The 18,529-nt window shown below is 73.7% G+C and carries 20 protein-coding genes, 1 tRNA gene and 2 pseudogenes; 12 read left to right on the top strand and 11 right to left on the bottom strand.

The window, feature by feature from the left end; all coding sequences use genetic code 11:
* Nucleotides 1-7 precede the first annotated feature (7 nt).
* Both EAD98_RS21525 and EAD98_RS21520 read right to left on the bottom strand, forming a co-directional pair.
* Nucleotides 8-709: a response regulator transcription factor gene (locus EAD98_RS21525; RefSeq protein ID WP_121655846.1), complete on the bottom strand. Its 702-nt coding sequence runs from the start codon at nt 707-709 to the stop codon at nt 8-10.
* Complete coding sequence (locus tag EAD98_RS21520) at nt 706-1,911, bottom strand: sensor histidine kinase (protein WP_121655845.1); 1,206 nt, start codon at nt 1,909-1,911, stop codon at nt 706-708. Before EAD98_RS21520 ends, EAD98_RS21525 begins: the two co-directional genes overlap by 4 nt.
* 217 nt (nt 1,912-2,128) lie before the next feature.
* Between EAD98_RS21520 and EAD98_RS21515 the strand changes: the two genes are divergently transcribed.
* Nucleotides 2,129-2,470 (top strand): hypothetical protein, encoded by a 342-nt coding sequence (locus EAD98_RS21515; protein WP_121655844.1) that lies wholly within the window; start codon nt 2,129-2,131, stop codon nt 2,468-2,470.
* A gap of 50 nt (nt 2,471-2,520) precedes the next feature.
* Here EAD98_RS21515 and EAD98_RS21510 read toward each other — a convergent pair whose 3' ends face one another.
* Entirely contained in the window at nt 2,521-3,183 is a 663-nt protein-coding gene (locus tag EAD98_RS21510; protein ID WP_121655843.1) for a hypothetical protein, read from the bottom strand.
* Nucleotides 3,184-3,423: 240 nt separating this feature from the next.
* Here EAD98_RS21510 and EAD98_RS21505 point away from each other — a divergent pair, with 240 nt between their 5' ends.
* The gene (locus EAD98_RS21505; protein ID WP_233578399.1) at nt 3,424-4,044 is read left to right on the top strand and encodes a copper resistance CopC family protein; all 621 of its coding nucleotides are present in this window, start codon (nt 3,424-3,426) and stop codon (nt 4,042-4,044) included.
* A 225-nt stretch (nt 4,045-4,269) separates the two neighbouring features.
* On the opposite strand, the gene gltX is transcribed toward EAD98_RS21505, so the two are convergent.
* The 3 genes from gltX to EAD98_RS21490 are packed head-to-tail and all read right to left on the bottom strand — an operon-like array spanning nt 4,270 to nt 8,354.
* Entirely contained in the window at nt 4,270-5,679 is a 1,410-nt protein-coding gene (gene gltX, locus EAD98_RS21500) for a glutamate--tRNA ligase (RefSeq protein ID WP_121655841.1), read from the bottom strand.
* Nucleotides 5,680-5,730: 51 nt separating this feature from the next.
* Nucleotides 5,731-7,008, bottom strand: coding sequence for an MFS transporter (locus tag EAD98_RS21495; protein WP_121655840.1), 1,278 nt, complete (start codon nt 7,006-7,008; stop codon nt 5,731-5,733).
* The gene (locus EAD98_RS21490) at nt 7,005-8,354 is read right to left on the bottom strand and encodes a GH1 family beta-glucosidase (protein WP_121655839.1); all 1,350 of its coding nucleotides are present in this window, start codon (nt 8,352-8,354) and stop codon (nt 7,005-7,007) included. The genes EAD98_RS21495 and EAD98_RS21490 overlap by 4 nt, the downstream gene beginning before the upstream one ends.
* A 187-nt stretch (nt 8,355-8,541) precedes the next feature.
* Between EAD98_RS21490 and EAD98_RS31310 the strand changes: the two are divergent.
* The 7 genes and pseudogenes from EAD98_RS31310 to EAD98_RS21460 all read left to right on the top strand — a co-directional run.
* A pseudogene (locus EAD98_RS31310) lies at nt 8,542-8,802 on the top strand (SRPBCC family protein); the annotation flags it as partial.
* Nucleotides 8,779-9,861, top strand: a pseudogene (locus tag EAD98_RS21485) (alpha-ketoacid dehydrogenase subunit beta); the annotation flags it as partial. The pseudogenes EAD98_RS31310 and EAD98_RS21485, both read left to right, overlap by 24 nt.
* Nucleotides 9,862-9,974: 113 nt before the next feature.
* Nucleotides 9,975-10,412: a DUF3052 domain-containing protein gene (locus tag EAD98_RS21480; protein ID WP_007463483.1), complete on the top strand. Its 438-nt coding sequence runs from the start codon at nt 9,975-9,977 to the stop codon at nt 10,410-10,412.
* Between the two features lie 91 nt (nt 10,413-10,503).
* Nucleotides 10,504-10,968, top strand: coding sequence for a peroxiredoxin (locus EAD98_RS21475; RefSeq protein WP_121655837.1), 465 nt, complete (start codon nt 10,504-10,506; stop codon nt 10,966-10,968).
* Between the two features lie 77 nt (nt 10,969-11,045).
* Nucleotides 11,046-11,117 (top strand) — tRNA-Val (locus tag EAD98_RS21470).
* 89 nt (nt 11,118-11,206) lie between these two features.
* Nucleotides 11,207-11,758 (top strand): DinB family protein, encoded by a 552-nt coding sequence (locus tag EAD98_RS21465; RefSeq protein ID WP_121655836.1) that lies wholly within the window; start codon nt 11,207-11,209, stop codon nt 11,756-11,758.
* Between the two features lie 39 nt (nt 11,759-11,797).
* Nucleotides 11,798-12,355 carry a hypothetical protein gene (locus EAD98_RS21460; protein WP_121655835.1) on the top strand — a complete coding sequence of 186 codons (558 nt, stop codon included), beginning with the start codon at nt 11,798-11,800 and terminating at the stop codon, nt 12,353-12,355.
* A 60-nt stretch (nt 12,356-12,415) separates the two neighbouring features.
* Here the strand turns inward: EAD98_RS21460 and EAD98_RS21455 are convergent, their stop codons facing one another.
* Nucleotides 12,416-13,159 carry an SDR family NAD(P)-dependent oxidoreductase gene (locus EAD98_RS21455; protein WP_199723486.1) on the bottom strand — a complete coding sequence of 248 codons (744 nt, stop codon included), beginning with the start codon at nt 13,157-13,159 and terminating at the stop codon, nt 12,416-12,418.
* Nucleotides 13,143-13,862, bottom strand: coding sequence for a Pr6Pr family membrane protein (locus EAD98_RS21450; RefSeq protein WP_121655833.1), 720 nt, complete (start codon nt 13,860-13,862; stop codon nt 13,143-13,145). Before EAD98_RS21450 ends, EAD98_RS21455 begins: the two co-directional genes overlap by 17 nt.
* A 23-nt stretch (nt 13,863-13,885) precedes the next feature.
* Between EAD98_RS21450 and EAD98_RS21445 the strand changes: the two genes are divergently transcribed.
* A complete protein-coding gene (locus EAD98_RS21445; RefSeq protein ID WP_121655832.1) occupies nt 13,886-14,851 on the top strand; it encodes a GNAT family N-acetyltransferase in 966 nt (321 codons plus the stop codon).
* On the opposite strand, the gene EAD98_RS21440 is transcribed toward EAD98_RS21445, so the two are convergent.
* Nucleotides 14,736-16,031, bottom strand: coding sequence for a glycosyltransferase (locus tag EAD98_RS21440; RefSeq protein ID WP_121655831.1), 1,296 nt, complete (start codon nt 16,029-16,031; stop codon nt 14,736-14,738). The genes EAD98_RS21445 and EAD98_RS21440 overlap by 116 nt on opposite strands.
* A gap of 101 nt (nt 16,032-16,132) precedes the next feature.
* Here EAD98_RS21440 and EAD98_RS21435 point away from each other — a divergent pair, with 101 nt between their 5' ends.
* Both EAD98_RS21435 and EAD98_RS21430 read left to right on the top strand, forming a co-directional pair.
* Nucleotides 16,133-16,597, top strand: a complete 465-nt coding sequence (locus tag EAD98_RS21435) for an N-acetyltransferase (protein ID WP_147457462.1) — start codon at nt 16,133-16,135, stop codon at nt 16,595-16,597.
* A 108-nt stretch (nt 16,598-16,705) separates the two neighbouring features.
* Nucleotides 16,706-17,848, top strand: a complete 1,143-nt coding sequence (locus tag EAD98_RS21430; RefSeq protein WP_121655829.1) for a polysaccharide pyruvyl transferase family protein — start codon at nt 16,706-16,708, stop codon at nt 17,846-17,848.
* 7 nt (nt 17,849-17,855) lie between these two features.
* Here EAD98_RS21430 and EAD98_RS21425 read toward each other — a convergent pair whose 3' ends face one another.
* Together EAD98_RS21425 and EAD98_RS21420 are read right to left on the bottom strand one after the other, a co-directional pair.
* Nucleotides 17,856-18,062 (bottom strand): hypothetical protein, encoded by a 207-nt coding sequence (locus EAD98_RS21425; protein ID WP_121655828.1) that lies wholly within the window; start codon nt 18,060-18,062, stop codon nt 17,856-17,858.
* An 85-nt stretch (nt 18,063-18,147) separates the two neighbouring features.
* The coding region (locus EAD98_RS21420; RefSeq protein WP_147457461.1) for a PfkB family carbohydrate kinase at nt 18,148-18,529 on the bottom strand (382 nt) is incomplete at its 5' end.

The following is an 18,529-nucleotide window of genomic DNA, read 5'->3' as shown; positions in this document are numbered from 1 at the left end:
CCCGTGGTCAGGGCGGCGGGGCGGGGGCGGGCAGGCCCAGCTCCTGGGCCAGGATCGCGGCCTGCACCCGGCTGCGCAGGTCCAGCTTCGCCAGGATCCGGCTCACGTGCGTCTTGGTGGTGCTCTCCGCCATCGCCAGCCGGTCGGCGATCTGCTGATTGGACAGGCCCAGGCCGAGGCAGGCCAGCACGTCACGCTCGCGCGGGGTGAGCGTGTCCAGGGCCGCCCGGGTGGTGGCCGACGCGCCCGGCGCGGTGGCCGCGAACGCCGCGATCAACCGGCGGGTCACCGCGGGGGCGATGAATCCGTCCCCACGTGCCACCGTCCGTACCGCCGCCACCAGCCCCGCGGCGTCGGTGTCCTTGAGCAGGAAACCGGCCGCTCCGGCGCGCAGCGCCCCGAAGACGTACTCGTCGAGGTCGAACGTGGTGAGCACCAACACGTCGGCGAGCCCCTCGGCGACGATCGCCCGGGTCGCGGAGATGCCGTCCCGGCGCGGCATCCGGATGTCGAGCACCGCGACGTCCGGCCGCAGCTCCTGACACAGGCGTACCGCCTCGTCGCCGTCGCCCGCCTCGCCGACCACCTCGACGCCCGGCGCGCCGGCCAGGATCAGCGTCAGCCCGGCTCGTACCGCCGGCTGGTCGTCCGCCACGACCACCCGGACCGCCGTACCCGCGTCCCCCGGTACCCGGGCCGGGCCGGTCACCCGTCCTCCCGGGTGGGCAGCGCGGCCCGGACCCGCCAGCGGCCGTCGTGCGGCCCGGCGTCGAACCGTCCCGCCAGCAGCGTGGCCCGTTCCCGCATCCCGATCAGCCCGGCCCCGGCGCCGGTCAGCCCGGCGCCGCCCCGGCGAACCGGATTCTCCACCGTCAGCACGACCTCCGCCGGCCGGTACGCGATCGTCAGCTCCGCCTCGCCCGCGCCGTGCTTGAGCGCGTTGGTCAGGGACTCCTGCACGATCCGGTACGCCGCGAGGTCCACCCCCACCGGCAGCGGGCCGGGCGTGCCGTCGGTGTGGACCCGCACCGCGAGGCCGGCGGCCCGGATCCGCTCGACCAACCGGTCCGCCTCGGCGAGCCGCGCGCTGGCCGCCTCCGGCAACGCGCCGTCGTCGCCCGCCGGTGCGCGCGCGCCGCCGGCACCGGGCTCGCGCAGCAGCTCGATCATCTGCCGCATCTCCGCCAGACCCTGCACGCTGCTCTCCCGGATCACCCGCAACGCCGAGTCGACCTGGCCGCGGTCCAACCCGGGCACCGACAGCACGGCGGTGGCGTGGATGGCCACCGCGCTGAGATGGTTGGCGACCACGTCGTGCAGCTCCCGGGCCATCCGGGCCCGTTCGGCGCTGACCGCCTGCCAGCGGTCCAGCTCCACCAGCCGGGCGGTCTGCTCGGCGCGGGCCCGTTCGGCGGCGGCCTGGTCGCGGTACTGCCGGACGCTGATCCCGGTGAGCACCGGCAACAGGCCGACGAGCACCACCAGCACCCCGACGGCGACCCCGCGCCACTCGCCGGAGCCGAGCACGCCGACCACCGCGCCGAGCACGCTCAGCCCCACGGTCACCCGCAGCAGCCACCGCCACAGCCGCGCCGGCCCGTACACGCAGGCGTCGTAGAGCACCTGGGTGTAGATCACGATCGTGCCCAGCGAGCCGCCGAGCGCGACGTCCACGACCAGCGCCCCGGTGCCGACCCCCAGGCTGGAACGCGGCGCGACCCGGCGCAGGCCGACGGCCACGCACACGGCCAGCAGCGGCGGCAGGAACAGCGCGGGCGGCACGTCCGGATGTGGACGGATCTGTGGTTGCCAGCCGAGGGCGAACAGCATCAGGCCGCCGGTCAGCGACGCGCCGGCCAGCGCGAGATCCCGGCCGAGCGTGCCGGAGCCGAGCCACGGTGGCGGTCGCATGGTCCCGATCCCATCACAGCCGTCGAGCCACGGACTCCGACCCGGGGAGGACCCCGCCGCACCCGGCATGCGCCGAAAGGGGTACGCCGGCGGGCGGCGACTCGGCACGCGTTGCTGGTCTGCGTACCCGTGGTGGCCCCGTCGGTCCCGGCCAGTACGGTGTCAGGGCACGTCGGGGGGAGCACCCGCGGGTGAGTGTGAGCGTGAGGAGACCGGGATGGCGCACGGGGAGGCCGACCACGGCTGCGCCCAGGGCGAGCCCTGCCGGCCGGGGAACCACGACCCGCAGGCGGCTGCCAAGCACCGCCGGGCGGTCGGCGGCGCGCCGTCGCACCCGCCGGAGCCGACCACCGGGCGACCCGCCGACCGGCCGGACGACGACGCCGTGGTGCCCCGCCAGCGGACCGGCGAACCGGCGCTGCCCGGGGAGCCCGAGCCCGATCCCACCTCAGGCTGCCGCAGCGAGATGCCCGGTTGGGCCGGCGCGCACCGGCACGGCCCGGTGCGGCCGCGCCAGCGCGCCACCCGTCGGGAGCGCCCACCGCGCCGCTGGTGCTGACCGGACGACCGCCCGCCTGACGGGTCAGCGGGCGGGTCGTCGGTGACCGGTCAGCGGGTACGGCGGCGGATCAGCAGCGCGATCCCGGCGAGGCCGACCGTGATGGTCAGCATCACCGCGACGTTGAGCAGCAGCAGTCGTTGCAGCTCGCCGAGGGCCTCGTCGATGTCCTTGGCCGGGTCGAGGGTGTCTTCCGGGAGCACCCGCTCGCCGCCGCCCACGCCGCCGCTGACCGTGTCGAACTGCCGCTCCAGCGGCACCCCCGCGGTACGCAACGTCTCGGACATGCTGAGCCGGCCGAGGAACCACCCGGCGCTGATCTTGCGGGAGTCCGGCTGCTTCGCCGGCCGGTAGATCCGTGGACCACCGACCGCCTTGGGATAGAGGTCGTACGTCTGCTTCGGCGTCTCACCGGCGAGGACCACGACTGTGTACTTCGGACCGAGGTTGGCCGCCTTCGGCCCCTTGGGCTGGCCCACGCGACCGAGGAAGTTGACCTGGTCGATGACCGCGACGACGTGCGCCGGCTGTGTTTCCGCGCGCAACCGCAACGGTGCGGACAGCCCCGGGCCGCTGATGTCCACTCCCGCCGGTGCCGGCTTCGGTGCCGGCTTCGGTGCCGCCTTGGCCGGACCGGCGGTGCCGAGCGACAGCAGCGCCGCCGCCAGCGTGCCAGCCAGCACGGCGACGTACCGCCTCATCTGTCGGACCATCCCGCCTCCTCGCCCCGTTCGATGGATGGCTTCGCCGTGACGTCCGGATCGATTGGTCGGTGGCGGAACCGACCGGGCGGTCGGGGCCACTCTCACAGGGTCGCAGAACGTCGATGATTTGCAGCTTGTGGAGCAGTAATTGGAACTATCTGCGATCTCTGCTCGACTAATGAGGAGCCGTTTGATCAGCGGGCGGATCGTACCCTTACGGAGGGGTTCATGGGGGGCAGGGTTACACGTATGGCACGGATCGTGCCAGTGGTGCTCGGCGTGGCGTGCGGTGTGTCGTTGCTGGCCCCGGCTACGCCGGCCGCGGCGCACAATTCGCTGACCGGCAGCAATCCGCGCGACGGCGCCCGGGTGGCCACCGCGCCCACCCGGATCGAGCTCCGGTTCCTGGCAAAGCCGAACCCGGCTACGACGAAGATCACAATAACCGGACCGGACAATGTGGTCGCCGGCGGGCTGCCGGCCTTCGCCGGCAGCCGCGTGCGGGTGCCGTTCAAGCCCGGCGCCGCGGGGCTCTACATCGTCGGTTACCAGCTCGCCTCCAACGACGGGCACCCGGTGAAGGGGGAGGTGCGGTTCACCCTCACCACCGGCACGGCCGCCGACCCGTCCGCCTCGCCGTCGGCCAGCGGTGGCGCCGCCGCGACGCCGGGTGCCGCAGCCGGCTCGCCGTCGACCGGGCCGACCTCGGCGTCACCCGTCGCGGAGAGCGGCAGCCCGACGGCGGTCGTGCCGCTGGCGCAGGAGGACGCCGACTCCGGTCAGCGCTGGTGGCTCTGGGCACTCGGTGCCCTGGTGCTCGCCGTCCTGGTGAGCGGATTCCTGCTCCGCCGTCGGGCCACCCGCGACTGACCCGGCCCTCATTGCCCGGCCGACCCTCGGGGCAGGCCCGTTGCCCCCTTTGCTCTGCTTGTGCATACGCGACACTCAGCGCCGGTGTCTGTCGCATATGAGTAAGCAGAGCAAAGGCGGCGAGGAGGGTGCATCCGGCTCGCGCCGGTGACACCGCCACTTCGGCACAGATGGCGACGCCGCCCCACCGTCGTTCAGCGGGGCGGCGTGGCGCGACCGAGGCGGTCAGACCAGGCGGAGCCGGGCGGCGCGCATCCGGGTCAGGGTGCGCTCGCGGCCGAGCACCTCCAGCGACTCGAACAGCGGCAGGCCGATGGTGCGACCGGTGACGGCGACCCGGACGGGGGCCTGCGTCTTGCCGAGCTTGAGGCCCCGCTCGGCGCCCACCGCCTCCAGCGTCGACTTCAGCGACTCGGCGTCCCACGACTCCAGAGCCTCGAACGCGGCGACGGCGGCGTCCAGCAGGTCGGCGGAGCCGTCCTTCATGGTCTTGGTCCAGGCGGCCTCGTCGATCGTCGGTGCGGCCAGGAAGAGGAAGTCGACGTTGGGCACGATCTCGCTGAGCACCGCGATCCGGGTCTGCGCCAGCGGCGCCACGGCGGCGAACGCGTCGGCGTCGAACTCCTCGGGCTGCCACGGCGGCGGCGCGATGGTGCCGGTGCCGGTCAACCATGGCTGGCAGGCGTCGATGAACTCGGCCACCGGCAGCGCCCGGATGTACTCGCCGTTGAACGCGCGCAGCTTCTTCTCGTCGAAGAACGCGGGGGAGGGGTTGACCTCCTCCAGCCGGAACTCGTCCTCGATCACCGACCAGGGGACGATCTCGCGGTCCCCGGAGGGCGCCCAGCCGAGCAGCATCAGGTAGTTGCGCATCGCGCCGGCGAGGTAGCCCTCGTCGCGGTACGCCTCCAGGGCGACCTTGTCCCGCCGCTTGGAGAGCTTCTGCCGTTTCTCGTTCACCACCACCGGCACGTGCGCCCAGACCGGCGGCTTGACCCCGAGGGCGTCCCAGAGCAGCTGCTGCTTGGGGGTGTTGGGGAGGTGCTCCTCGGCCCGGATCACGTGGGTGATCCCCATGGTCATGTCGTCGACGACGTTGGCCAGCAGGAAGACCGCCGAGCCGTCGCCCCGGGCGATGACGAAGTCCTCGATCAACCGGTTCTCGAACGTGGGCTCGCCGCGGATCAGGTCGACCACCACCGTCGTGCCCTCGTCGGGCGTACGGAAGCGCAGCGCCCGCCCCTCACCCGGGCCGAGGCCCAGGTCGCGGTGGTAGCCGTCGTAGCCCTGGTGCTGCGAGCCGGTGCGGGCCTGCACGTCCTCACGGGTGCAGTCGCAGTAGTACGCGCGGCCCGACTCGTAGAGCCGGGCGGCGGCGGCCCGGTGCTCGCCGGCGTTCTGGGACTGGAAGTAGGGGCCCTCGTAGCTGCCCCGGGAGATGCCGATCCAGTCCAGCGCGGAGAGGATGCCCTCGGTCCACTCGGGCTTGTTGCGCGCCGCGTCGGTGTCCTCGACGCGCAGCACGAACACCCCGCCCTGCTGCTTGGCGTAGATCCAGTTCTGCAGCGCCGAGCGGGCGCCGCCGACGTGGAACATGCCGGTCGGGGAGGGGGCGAAACGCACACGTACTGTCACGCCCCCCAGCCTACGGCGGCTGGCGACCGGTTTCGGTCACGGCCCCCCGACTCAGGGGACCGAGCGGATCTTGAGGACCAGGGCGCTGCCGACCAGGGTGACCGCGGCGGTGACCGCGTAGAGCGTCGGGTAGCCGCCCAGGGACACCACGAGCGGGGCGGAGAGCGCCGGCCCGAGCACCTGTGGCGCCGAGTTGGCGATGTTGATCACGCCGAGGTCCTTGGCCCGGTCGGTGGCGCGGGGCAGCACCTGGGTGATCAGCGCGGCGTCCACCGAGAGGTAGACGCCGTAGCCGGCGCCGAGCAGCAGGGCGGCGACGATCGCCATCGGCCAGACCGGCGCGACCGCGAGCAGCAGCGCCGCCACCGCCATGATCAGCCCCGAGACGATCACGTAGATCTTGCGTCGCCCGGATCGGTCCGACAGCCGGCCGGCGACCACCGCGGTCAGCATCATGCCGAGCGTGTAGAGCAGGATCAGCACGAGCAGGCCGCCCTCGGGGTCGGGGTGGCGGACCCCGTCGGTGAGGAAGTACAGCAGGTAGAGGGTGCCCAGGGCGTTGCCGAGCTGGACCAGGAACCGGGTGATCCAGGCCCAGGCGAAGTCCGGGTGCCGGCGCGGGCTGATCCACATCGAGGCCAGCAGCGCGCGGGTCCGCAGCGTTGGGCGGTGCGCGCGGGGCAGCGGGTCGTCCGGGGTGAACAGCGCGAACGGCAGGGACAGCAGCACGATCGCCACCGCGATGGCCAGGTAACCGGCCGCGTTGCCGGTGACCAGGGCGGTGACCAGCACCGCGCCGAGCACCAGCCCGAGCGCCTGCGGGATGCCCACCCATCCGGAGACGCCGCCGCGCTGCACGACCGGCACCCGGTCCGGGACGGCCGCGGTGAGGCTGGCCAGCATCGCGTTGAAGCACACCTGTGCGGCGACCCAGCCGAGGGCGACCCCGAGGATGGTCCGCTGCTGGGCCAGCAGCACCAGGGCCGCCGCGCCGAGCAGTGCCCCGCCCGCGGTCCAGACGTGCCGGCGGCCGAACTCCCGGCCGGCCACCCGCAGGCAGGTCCGGTCGGACAGCGCGCCCGCGAGCGGGTTGGCCAGCACCGCGGCCAGCGCGCCCAGACCGGTGACCACGGCCAGCATGGTCTCCTTGTCGCCCGGCGCGATCCGCTCGATCTGCTGCGGCAGCAGCACCTGGATGGGGGTGAAGAACGCCATCCAGACCCCGAGGTTGGCCGCGAAGATCAACCCGATCCAGCCGCGCCGTACCGGCACGGTCGGCTCGGCGAGCGCGGCCGGCAGCGACGCCGGGGTCGGGTCGAGGGTGGTCACCGTGCCGACCCCGGCCGGCTGGCCGCGATCACGTCCCGCAGCCAGGTGTACGAGGACTTCGGCGTACGGGTCTGGGTGGTGTAGTCCACGTGCACCAGACCGAAGCGCTTGGTGAACCCCTCGGCCCACTCCCAGTTGTCCAGCAGCGACCAGACGAAGTACCCGCGCACGTCGACCCCGTCGTCGATGGCGGCCCGCACCGCCCGCAGGTGCCCGTCGAGGTACGCGATCCGCTCCGGGTCCGGCACCCGCCCGTCCGCGTCCGGCGCGTCGTCGTACGCGCAGCCGCTCTCGGTGATCTCGATCGGGGGCAGCGCGTCGCCGTACGTGTCACGCAGCCAGCGGAGCAGGTCGTGCAGCCCGTCGGGGGCCACCGGCCAGTCGAAGGCGGTACGCGGGTAGCCCTCGATCGGCACCAGGTCGAACGGCAGCGGGGACCCCTCCTCGGCGGCCCGTACGCCGGTCGGGCTGTAGTAGTTGACCCCGAGCACGTCGATCGGCGCGGCGATCGTGTCCAGGTCACCGGGGTGGACCACGCCGGCGTCGAAGCCGGGCAGCTCCGGGTAGCCCCGGCCGAGCAGCGGGTCGGTGAAGAGCCGGTTGTGCAGCGCCTCGTACGCGGCCCCGGCGGCGCGGTCGGCGTCGGTGTCGCCGAGCACCCGCACCGGCGAGTAGTTGTTGGCGATCGCCACCGGGCTGGCGGTGCGGCTTCGGAGCGCGGCGACCGCGAGCCCGTGCCCGAGCAGTTGGTGGTGGGCGACCGGAAAGGCGTCGAAGAGCAGCATCCGGCCGGGGGCGTGCACGCCCATGCCGTAGCCGAGGCTCATGTGGATGAACGGCTCGTTCAGCGTGATCCAGAGCCGGACCCGGTCGCCGAGCCGGGCGGCGGTCAGGTCGGCGTACTCGGCGAAGCGGCCGGCGGTGTCACGGCGCAGCCAGCCTCCGGCGTCTTCGAGTGGTTGGGGCAGGTCCCAGTGGTACAGCGTGGCCACCGGGTCGATGCCGGCGGTCAGCAACTCGTCCACCAGCCGGTCGTAGAAGTCCAGGCCGGCGGCGTTGGCCGGGCCGGCGCCGGTGGGCTGCACACGGGGCCAGGCGATGGAGAACCGGTACGCCGAGGCGCCGAGCCCGGCCAGCAGCGCCACGTCCTCGGTGTGCCGGTGGTAGTGGTCGCAGGCCACCTCGCCGCTGCTGCCGTCGCTGATCCGACCGGGGGAGTGCGCGAAGGTGTCCCAGATGGACGGTCCGCGCCCGTCGGCCGTGGTGGCGCCCTCGATCTGGTGGGCCGAGGTGGAGACGCCCCAGCGGAAGCCGTCGGGGAACTCGGGCATCGGTGCGGTCGACATGCGCCCTCCCGGTCAACGTGAAACGTGTTCGGGACTCTAGGGCGCTGCGGATGAATGCGCCATAGGCCGGGATGACGCGATGCGCAATGGTTGATCGGCGTGTCTTTTTCCAAACCCGTCCAGGTACGTCCGATTTTGCGCATAGAGTGCCGATATCGTGGGATGTCCTCACTGGAGGAAGACGGAAATGATCCTCGTGGAACGCAGTGCGCACGTGGCGGCGCCGGTGGAAGTGGTCTGGGACGTCGTACAGCGGGCTGAGCAGTTGCCGGCCTGGCTGGCGGGGGTCCGTGCGGCCGAAGTGCTCTCGGGGGAGGGCTTCGGCCGGCGGCAGCTGGTCCAGGCGGGGCGCGGCTCGGCGCACGAGGCCGAGGTGATCGCCTATCAGGAGCCGACTCTGATCGGCTGGCGGGAACGGGCCAAGGGCGCGGGCGCCCGCGCGGAGGCGTTCGGGGGCAAGCCACCGGAGCTGGTCGGCCCGCTGACCCTCGCGCAGAGCATCAACGCGGCGCTCGCCGACGGGTTGCTCGACCACCCGCAGATGGCGGTCTTCGGCGAGGACGTGGCCGCCAAGGGCGGCGTTTACGGGGTGACCAAGGGGCTGCGCGACCGCTTCGGGCCGGCCCGGGTCTTCGACACCCTGCTCGACGAGACCTCGGTGCTCGGGTTGGGCCTGGGCGCCGGGCTGGCCGGGATGCTGCCGGTGCCGGAGATCCAGTACCTGGCGTACCTGCACAACGCCGAGGACCAGCTGCGCGGCGAGGCGGCCACCATGCAGTTCTTCTCCCAGGGCGCGTTCCGCAACCCGATGGTGGTGCGGGTGGCCGGGCTCGCGTACCAGGAGGGGTTCGGCGGGCACTTCCACAACGACAACTCGGTGGCCGTACTCCGGGATGTGCCCGGCCTGGTGGTCGCGGTGCCGGCGCGGCCGGACGACGCCGCGCCCATGCTGCGGACCTGCCTGGCCAGCGCGGCGGTAGACGGCAGCGTCTGCGTGTTCCTGGAGCCGATCGCGCTCTACCACACCCGTGACCTGTACGCCGAGGGCGACGGGGAGTGGCTGGCCGGGTATCCGGAGCCGGGCGCCTGGGTGGCCGGGCACGTGCCGATCGGCCGGGCCCGGGTCTACCGGGTCGGCTCGGCCGACGACCTGACAATCATCACCTTCGGTAACGGGGTGCGGATGTCGCTGCGGGCCGCGGCCGTCCTCGCCGAGGAGGGGGTTGGCACCCGGGTGGTGGACCTGCGCTGGCTGGCCCCGCTGCCGGTGGCCGACATCATCCGGGAGGCCTCGGCGACCGGCCGGGTGCTGGTGGTGGACGAGACACGCCGGTCCGGCGGGGTCGGCGAAGGGGTGATCGCCGCGCTGGTCGACGCCGGATATGTGGGTGCGGCGCGACGAGTAGCCGGAGTTGACTCGTTTGTACCATTAGGTCCGGCAGCACGTCAGGTTCTGGTCTCCGAGGAAGCCATTACCGACGGTGCCCGTACGCTGCTGGCACGGTAAATTCCGTTCCACCCGGTGCGCCACTTGCGCGCGGACGCACAACTGTGTGGACTTTGCCTGACGGCGTCGGTTCCGGCGCCGCGAGCAGGGACGAGATGAGGAGGCACGCGACAGTGAGCGCGACCGCTGGTCAGGCCGCCGACGGGGTACGCAGCCTGGCGGACCGGTTCGGGATCGAACCGGGGATGGTCGTCATGGAGATGGGGTACGACGACGACGTCGACCAGGATCTCCGGGACGCCCTGACCGACCGCTGTGGAGATCTGGTCGACGAGGACACCGACGAGGTGGTCGACGCGGTGCTGGTCTGGTACCGCGACGGCGACGGTGACCTCTTCGAGCTTCTCGTCGACGCCCTCGGCCCGCTGGCCGACAACGGGGTCGTCTGGCTGCTCACGCCCAAGGCCGGGCGTGACGGGCACGTCGAGCCGAGCGAGGTCGCGGAGTCCGCGCCCACCGCCGGCCTTCAGCAGACCTCCACCGTCAACGCCGGCCGGGACTGGAGCGGCGCCCGCCTGGTGCTGCGCCGAGGGGCCAAGGCCAAGAAGTAGCCCGACACTCGTTCCCCTCGCGCGCCCGGCGGTCCGCGCCGCCGGGTGTGGCAGGCTCGTGCCGTCCCCTGACTCGACCCGAGGAGTTCGCATGCCCGTCGAGGTTGGCGCCGAGGCGCCGGACTTCACGCTGAAGGACCAGAACAACCAGGAGGTCCGGCTCTCGGCCTTCCGTGGTCGGCGCACCGTGCTGCTGGTCTTCTACCCGCTCGCCTTCACCGGCACCTGCCAGGGCGAGCTGGCCGAGGTGCGGGACAACCTCGACGAGTACGTCAACGACGACGTCCAGGTGCTGACGGTCAGCGTCGACTCGGTCTACAGCCACAAGGTCTGGGCCGACCGGGAGGGCTACCAGTTCCCCATGCTGGCCGACTTCTGGCCGCACGGCGCCGTCGCCCAGGCGTACGGGGTCTTCAACGACGTCGCCGGCTTCGCCAACCGGGGCACGTTCGTCATCGACAAGACCGGCGTGGTCCGCTTCGCCGAGCTGAACGGCCCGGGCGAAGCCCGCGACCAGCAGGGCTGGCGCAAGGCCATCGCCGAAGCGACCTCCTGACCGGGGTACGCCGTGCGCCCGGGTCGGCGGCGAGCAGGGTAAGCTTGCCAGCCTCCGGCCCGCCGTACGGGCGTTCCGGGCGCGTAGCTCAGTGGGAGAGCACCCGCCTTACAAGCGGGGGGTCGCAGGTTCGAAACCTGCCGCGCCCACCCCTTCTCGCATCAGCACCAATCCCGGCAGTCAACCAGTGATCGGCGCGGGCAGCGCTTCGCCACGTCGGGCGGTAGCGTCCGTCTCCATGACCAACGCGGACGAGCACGGTCACCCCGAACCGCCGATCGCGGGCGACGAGACCGCCACGCTGCTCGGCTCCCTGGACCGCCAGCGCGCCACGCTCGCGTGGAAGACCGGCGGGCTGGACGCCGCCGGTCTCCGGGCGACGCTCGGCCCGTCGTCGATCACCCTGGGCGGGCTGCTCAAGCACCTGGCCCTGGTCGAGGATCTCTACTTCTCGCTGAAGCTGGCCGGGCGGTCGCCGGGGCCACCGTGGGACACGGTCGACTGGGACGCGAATCCGGCCTGGGACTGGCGTTCGGCCGCCGAGGACAGCCCCGAACAGCTCTACACGCTCTGGCGGGAGGCGGTGGCGCGCTCCCGCGCGACCGTCGCGGAGTTGCTCGCCGACGCCGGGCCGGAGCAGTTGGCCCGGGGCGACTGGCCGGACGGTCAGGTGCCCAGCCTGCGCCGGGTCCTGGTCGACCTGATCGAGGAGTACGCACGGCACGTCGGCCACGCCGACCTGATCCGGGAGTCGGTGGACGGACTCACCGGCGAGGACCCGCCCCGCTGACGGTGGCGGCCAGAGTCTGGGCGCCGCCATGATGGGCGCGTGCAGGACACCGTCGCCGTCGCGTTGATCACCGCCCTGTCCACGTTGGCCGCCGCCGCCCTGACCGGGCTGATCGGCGCGCGCAGCACCCGCCGACAACTGGCCCACCAGCTGACCGTCGCCCGCCAGGAGAACGCCGAACGGCGGGCGACCCGTCGTGACGAGCTGCGGCGGGAGGCGTACGTCGGGTTCCTGAGCGCCTGCGACCAGGCGTACCGGCGGTTGGACCGGCGGTGGGTGGAGGCCGGCGGGGACGGGCCGGAGCCCGGTTACGACGAGACGTACGCGGCGATGCGCGCCGTGGACGAGGCGTACAACCTGGTGTTGCTGGAGGGTCCGGCGGAGGTGGCGGCGGCGGCCCGGTCGGTGCTGGCCAGCCTCACCACCGAGTACGCCGACCAGCGCCGGCTCGGCGGCGAGGCGGGCGAGGCGGGCGAGGCGGGGGTGCCGCTGCGCGACCGGCACCGCGAGCGCTGGCTCGCCGCGATCGAGGTGCGGACGAACCGCCGCGTCTCGTTCGTCGACACGGTACGCCCGGTGTTGGAGGGGGACGGGTGAGCCAGAACCGTCCACCCACGCCGCCGGGTGGGCGCACCGCATCCGGTGCGCCCGGCGTCCTCAGCTGGTGAAGCCGCCGTCCACGTTGACCACCGCACCGGTCACGTAGCCGGCTTCCGGGCTGGCCAGGTGCGCGACGGTGGCCGCGATGTCGGCGGGGCGAGCGTAGCGGCCGACGGCGGTGAAGCCGGCGATCGCCGCCGCGTTCGGCCCGTCCGCCGGGTTGGCGTCGGTGTCCGTCGGCCCGGGGTTGACCAGGTTGACGGTGATGCCCCGGGGACCCAGCTCGCGGGCCAGGCCCCGGGTCAGCCCGGCCAGGGCGGTCTTGCTCATCGAATAGAGGGCCAGCCCGGGGAAGACGGCCCGTTCACCGACGTTGCTCCCGATGCTGATGATCCGCCCACCGTCGCCCAGGTGTCGCAGCGCCGCCTGAGCGGCGACGTACGGCGCCCGGACGTTCACCGCGATGGTCTGCTCCAGCTCGGCCGTGCCGAGGTCCTCCATGGTCCCGACCAGGAACACCGCGGCGTTGTTCACCAGGATGTCCAGCCGGCCCAGCTCGGCGGCCGTCCGGTCGACCGCGTTCCGCACCGCGCTCGCGTCGGCGCCGTCGGCCTGGATGGCCAGCGCCCGCCGGCCCAGCGCCTCGATCTGCTTCACCACGGTCGCGGCCTGCTCAGCGTTCTGCCGGTAGGTCAGCGCCACGTCGGCCCCGTCCTGCGCCAGGCGCAGGGCGATACCGGCTCCGATGCCCCGGGAACCGCCGGTCACCAGGGCTACCGTTCCGTCAAACGTCGTCGTCATGCAAACGATCATGTCGCCGCGCCGGCTCCTCGTCTGGCGGCCATCGGACCCCTCGTTTCCACCCCCAGGTCCGTTTTTCGCCATCGCGCCGGGGGAGCGGGGCGTAGCCCGGAGACGGGTCGGGGCGGGTGAGGCGGACCGCGGTCAGGGCGATCAGCAGCAGGGTCAGGGCGAAGAGCAGCGCGTTGAGGACGACCGTGGGGTACCCGAGTCGGGGCACGTCGAGGAACGGATAGAGGTAGCGGTCCTCGTCCCGGCCGAGGGCGCCGCGGACCAGGATCACCGTCAGCCACACCAGCGGATAGCCGAGCAGGCTGACCGCGTACGCCGGGCGCAGGGCCGCCCGGGGACGGCGGGTGAGCCACTCCGCGGCGGCCAGCGGCGGCGCGACCGCGTGCAGCAGCAGGTTGCCGGCGTCGGAGACCGGCCCCCGGGCGTCGACCGTGGCCACCATCGCGTAGCCGCTCCACGGATTGGCCAGCACCAGCACGAAGACCAGGGCGGTCCCGACCAGGTAGACGGTGAGCGCGGTGCGCAGCCGGTCGCCACCGCCGGCCAGCAGCGCCACCAGGTAGGCCAGGTTGACCTGCACGGTGAAGTAGAACAGCAGCTCGACGGGCTCCTCGCGCGCGGCGATCACGGACAGGGCCAGCCCGACGGCGACCACCGCGCCGGCGCTGACCCGCAGGACCCGGCCCGACACGCGGCGGACGCTACCATCGCCGCATCGACGGACGCCATGACGAGCAACTGCGCCGGGTACGGGCGATCCTGGCCGCCGACGCCGATCGGGAGCCGGACTCCGCGCTCGCGCTCCTCGGCGACAAGCGGTTCCACTTCTCGCCGTCCGGGGCCAGCTTCCTGATGTACGGGGTGTGCGGCCGCTCCTGGATCGCGTTCGGGCCGCCGGTCGGGCCGGCCGCCGAGCGGTACGGGTTGCTGGCCGACTTCTGCGCGACCGCCCGGCGGGCCGGCCGCCGCCCGGCGGTGTACCACGTCGGCGACTCGCTGCTGCCCGAGCTGCGCCGGCTGGGTCTCGCCGTGCATCCGGTGGGGGAGTCGGCGAGCGTGCCGCTGGCCGACTTCGCCCTGACCGGGCCGGCGCGGGGGGCGCTGCGCCGCAACTGGCGGCGGCTGGCCCAGCGCGACGATCTGTCGTTCGCGGTGCTGCCCGGCGCGGGCCTGGTCGACGAGCTGCGCCCCGTCTCGGACGCCTGGCTGGCCGGGCGACCGGACATGTCGTTCTCCCTGGGCGGGTTCGTGCCCGGCTACCTGGCCCGGCTGCCGATCGCGGTGCTGCGACAGCGCGGACGGGCGGTGGCCTTCGCCGCGCTGCTGCCGACGCCGCACCGGTGGGGCGTGGACCTGCTGCGGTACCACCCGGACGCGCCACCCACGGTGATGGACCATCTCCTGGTCGAGGTGCTGCACGCGGCGCGGGACCGGGGCCTGACCAGCGTCGAGCTGGGGCTGGCCCCGCTGTCCGGGCTGACCGGCGCGGACCCGCTGTGCCGGTTGGGCCGGGCGGTGTACGGGCACGGCGAGCGCTGGTACCGATTCCGGGGGCTGCGCCGGTTCAAGGCGAAGTTCGCGCCCGTCTGGTCGCCGCGTCACCTCGCCGCGCCTCGGGGATGGCAGCTCCCGCTGGTGCTGGCCCAGGTGGGTCGGCTGTCGTCGCGTCCGCTGCGCTGACCGGCCACAGCGTCGCGTACAGGGTGGTCAGCTCGGCCAGGTAACGCGGCCCGGACCAGGCCGCCACCGCCGCCCGGCCGTCGCGGACCACCGCCTTGCGAAGCTCCGGCTCGGTCAGCAGGCGGGTCAGCAGCGCCCCGAACGCCGCCGCCGTGGGCTCGGCGACCGGTCGGGTGGTGGCGGCGCCGGGCCGCTCGGCCAGTGCCGCGTCCACCATGGCCACGGGCAGTCCGTACGCCTCGGCCTCGCAGAGCGTCAACCCCTGGGTGTCGGTTGTGGACGCGAACGCGAGCACGTCCGCCGCCCGGTAGTGCGCGCCCACCCGGTCGTGCGGCACCGGGCGCAGCAGGTGCAGCGCGTCAGCCACGCCGAGCCGCCGGGCCGCCCGGCGGACCGCGATCCGGTGTCGCCGCGCCCCGAGAAGCACCAGCCGTGCCGCCGGCAGGTCGCGCCGGACCCGGGCGAACGCGGCCAACAGCAGGTCCGGATTCTTCTCCGGCGTGGTGCGGCCCACCGCGAGCACCACCGGCGCGTCCGCCGCGATGCCCAGCCGGGCCCGCAGCCGCCGCCGGTCGTCGGCGTCGACACCCGGCGCGGCGACCGGGGTCGGCAGCACCACGATCGGGGTCCGCCCGGCCATCGGGGCCATCAGCGCCGCCGTCTTGGCCGACGGGGTGACCAGCACGCTGGTGTGCGCCAGCAGGCACCGCCCGAGCTCCGCCAGCCGCGCCTGCCGGGCCGGGCCGGGGCGGGCCAGCGCCCACAGGTCCCGGACCCCCCAGCGCAGACCCAGCCGCAGGCCGGCGTACGCGGCGCCGATCGGCACCTCGGGGTAGTGCGCCGCGTACGCCACCAGGTCGGTGTGCCAGGTGAGCACCGCGGGCACGCCCTGCTCGGCGGCCCAGCGCAGGCCGGCGACGCCGAGCGGGCCGGTGGTGTGGACGTGCACCACGTCGGCCGGTGCGTCCGGCGGCCGGGGCGGCGCCAGCCGGTACGGCCGGGTCGGCACCGGCAGCGAGGGCACCTCACCCGGCTGGCGGCGCCGGCGGGACAGCGGGCCGGGGCAGTGCAGGACGACCCGGTGGTCGGTGGCGCGCAGCAGTGCCACGGTGGTGCCGATCGAGGTGGCGACCCCCTCCGGGTTGGCGAGGTGGCTGTCGCTGACGTGGGCGATCCGCACCCTGCCATCATTGCCGGGCCGCGCTCGTCGGGTCGCCCCGCCGGGCTCGCGCGGGAGGACACCGGTGAGAGGGGGAGACAGTGGAGTTGACGCTGGCGCCGATGACCGAGCAGGAGCTGGATCGGCTGCGCGGACCGCTGGAGCGGGAGTACGCCGAGGATCTGGTGGCGCACCGGGGCCTGACCCCGGAGGCGGCCCGGGAGCGGTCGGCGAGCCAGATGCGGGAGCTGCTGCCGGCGGGCGCGGCCACCGAGGGCGCGCTGCTGCGGATGGCCCGGGTCGACGACGTCGAGGTCGGCTGGATCTGGGTGACCCTGCCCGGGGCCGGCGCCCCCGACACGCTGCGGGCCTGGATTCACAACATCGAGGTGCACCCGGAGCACCGTGGCCGGGGGCACGCGCGTCGGATGATCCAGCTCATGGAGGCGGAACTGGCCCGTCTCGGCGTACCCGAGCTGGGGTTGAACGTCTTCGGCACGAACACCGTGGCGATCGGGCTCTACCGCAGCCTGGGTTTCGAGGTCACCTCCCAGCAGATGGCCAAGCGGATCGACCCGGCGGGCTGATTACGCGCGCTCGCCTCAGTCTCCTCGCTCGCCTCAGTCTCCTCGGCAGGACTGTTCACCAGCCCAGCGGGAACCCGCCGGCGGACCGCACCCGGGGAGGAGCGACGGATGACGCATGGTGCCGGACTGACCATTGGTGTGCTCGGCTCGTACGGTGGCCGGAACCTCGGCGACGAGGCGATCCTCACCGGCCTCCTCGCGGATCTGCGCAAGCAGGAGCCGAACGCCCGCATCATCGTCTTCTCCCGTCACCCCGAGCACACCCGCGTCGCCCACCCCGACGTGGAGGCGGTGCCCTGGGAGGGCGTCAGCCGCACCGACTCCGCGCTGGTCCTGGCCCAGCTCGACCTGCTCATCCTGGGCGGCGGAGGGATCCTCTACGACCGGGAGGCCCGCCGCTACCTGCGGGTGGTCCGGGTCGCCCAGGAGCGCGGCCTGCCCCTGATCACGTACGCGGTGGGAGTCGGCCCGCTCAGCGACGCGGTGGACACCGGAATGGTCCGGGAGACGCTCGCCAGCGCGGTGCAGGTGACCGTCCGCGACCAGGAGTCCCGGATGGTGCTGGAGGAGGCGGGGCTGCTCAACCCGATCACGGTCACCGCCGACCCGGCGTTCCTGTTGCAGCCGGAGGAGTTCCCGGTCGAGCTGCTGCGCGAGGAGGGCGTGCCGGCCGGCACGCGGCTGGTCGGGATCAGCGTGCGGGAGCCCGGACGGGCCGCCGAGCGGCTCGACGTGGACGGCTACCACCGGCTGCTGGCCCAGATCGGTGACTTCCTGGTGAACCGGATCGACGCGTACGTGCTGTTCGTGCCGATGGAACGCGACGACATCCGGCACGCCCACGGGGTGCTGTCCCACATGATCGCCGCCGAGCGGGGGCGGATCCTGCACGGCACCTACTCGCCGCAGCAGGTCCTCGGGCTGATGCGCCACTTCGACCTGGCCGTGGGCATGCGCCTGCACTTCCTGATCTTCGCGGCGATGGTCGGCACCCCGTTCCTGCCGCTGCCGTACGCCGGCAAGGTCTTCGACCTGGCCCAGCGGCTCGGCGTGCCGGCGCTGCGCGGTGTGGAGCGGGAGGTCGAGGGGCCACTGCTGGCCGAGGTCGACCGGCTCTGGGACGAGCGGGAGCAGCGCGCCGAGGCCACCGCCCGGAGGGTTGCCGAGGTCTGCGAGCAGGCCCGGGGCACCTCCGAGGTCACCCGTGGTGTGCTGGACAGCCTCCGTAGCCAGACCCTCACCCGGGTCTGAGCGCACGTCACACCGCCGGGCCGGTCCACCGGTAGCGCCACTCGCGGGCGTCTTCGCCGGCGGACTCCAGCTCGTAGATCTGCGCCCCGGCCAGCCCACCGGACCCGAGGTGGTGGTGGGTCAGCGGAGGACGGCCGTTGCTGTCCAGCTCGACGGTGACGCTCTGCCCGTCCGCCGCGCCGCCGACGAGGAGGATCTGCACGGATGAAGCCATGCGCCCATCCTGCCCGCCGCGCCCGCCGCCCGCAGCGGATAGCGGGGCAGCGGGCCGGCCGACGCGTCGCCGGGGCCGTACGCCGTCAACTGGCCGGCAGCAGGCCCGGCGGGTACTCCATGCCGTCGTGCGTGCAGGCTGCCGCGGCGACCCGGGCCGCGTACCGGGCCGCCTCCGCCAGCGACTCGCCGCGCAATCGCCCGGCGATGAGCCCGGCCGCGAACGCGTCGCCCGCCCCGTTGCTGTCCACCACCGGCCCCGGCGGGGCGGCGGGCGGCACCGGCACGGCCGTGCCGTCGCCCGGGTACAGCTCGCTGCCGTCCGCGCCCTGGGTCACCACGACGGTCCGGGGCGCCAGCGGCGCACCGGAGCAGCGGCTCACCGTCCCGACGTCGTTCGCCGCCAAGGCGTCCGGCAAGGCGGCGATGGCGACCCCCGCCGCGGTCGGCCCCCCGGCCGCGCCGTGG

It is taken from the genome of Micromonospora sp. CV4, assembly GCF_003667455.1.
Taxonomy (GTDB): Bacteria; Actinomycetota; Actinomycetes; order Mycobacteriales; family Micromonosporaceae; genus Micromonospora.
This window is presented reverse-complemented; position numbering and strand designations above follow the sequence as displayed.

What these genes read in the sequence shown, in the direction of transcription:
- EAD98_RS21520 (WP_121655845.1), bottom strand. Translation starts at nt 1,911, where the DNA reads ATGCGACCGCCACCGTGGCTCGGCTCCGGCACGCTCGGCCGGGATCTC.
- EAD98_RS21515 (WP_121655844.1), top strand. Translation starts at nt 2,129, where the DNA reads ATGGCGCACGGGGAGGCCGACCACGGCTGCGCCCAGGGCGAGCCCTGC.
- EAD98_RS21510 (WP_121655843.1), bottom strand. Translation starts at nt 3,183, where the DNA reads ATGGTCCGACAGATGAGGCGGTACGTCGCCGTGCTGGCTGGCACGCTG.
- EAD98_RS21505 (WP_233578399.1), top strand. Translation starts at nt 3,424, where the DNA reads ATGGCACGGATCGTGCCAGTGGTGCTCGGCGTGGCGTGCGGTGTGTCG.
- EAD98_RS21490 (WP_121655839.1), bottom strand. Translation starts at nt 8,354, where the DNA reads ATGTCGACCGCACCGATGCCCGAGTTCCCCGACGGCTTCCGCTGGGGC.
- EAD98_RS21475 (WP_121655837.1), top strand. Translation starts at nt 10,504, where the DNA reads ATGCCCGTCGAGGTTGGCGCCGAGGCGCCGGACTTCACGCTGAAGGAC.
- EAD98_RS21465 (WP_121655836.1), top strand. Translation starts at nt 11,207, where the DNA reads ATGACCAACGCGGACGAGCACGGTCACCCCGAACCGCCGATCGCGGGC.
- EAD98_RS21455 (WP_199723486.1), bottom strand. Translation starts at nt 13,159, where the DNA reads ATGACGACGACGTTTGACGGAACGGTAGCCCTGGTGACCGGCGGTTCC.
- EAD98_RS21435 (WP_147457462.1), top strand. Translation starts at nt 16,133, where the DNA reads ATGACCGAGCAGGAGCTGGATCGGCTGCGCGGACCGCTGGAGCGGGAG.
- EAD98_RS21430 (WP_121655829.1), top strand. Translation starts at nt 16,706, where the DNA reads ATGACGCATGGTGCCGGACTGACCATTGGTGTGCTCGGCTCGTACGGT.
- EAD98_RS21425 (WP_121655828.1), bottom strand. Translation starts at nt 18,062, where the DNA reads ATGGCTTCATCCGTGCAGATCCTCCTCGTCGGCGGCGCGGCGGACGGG.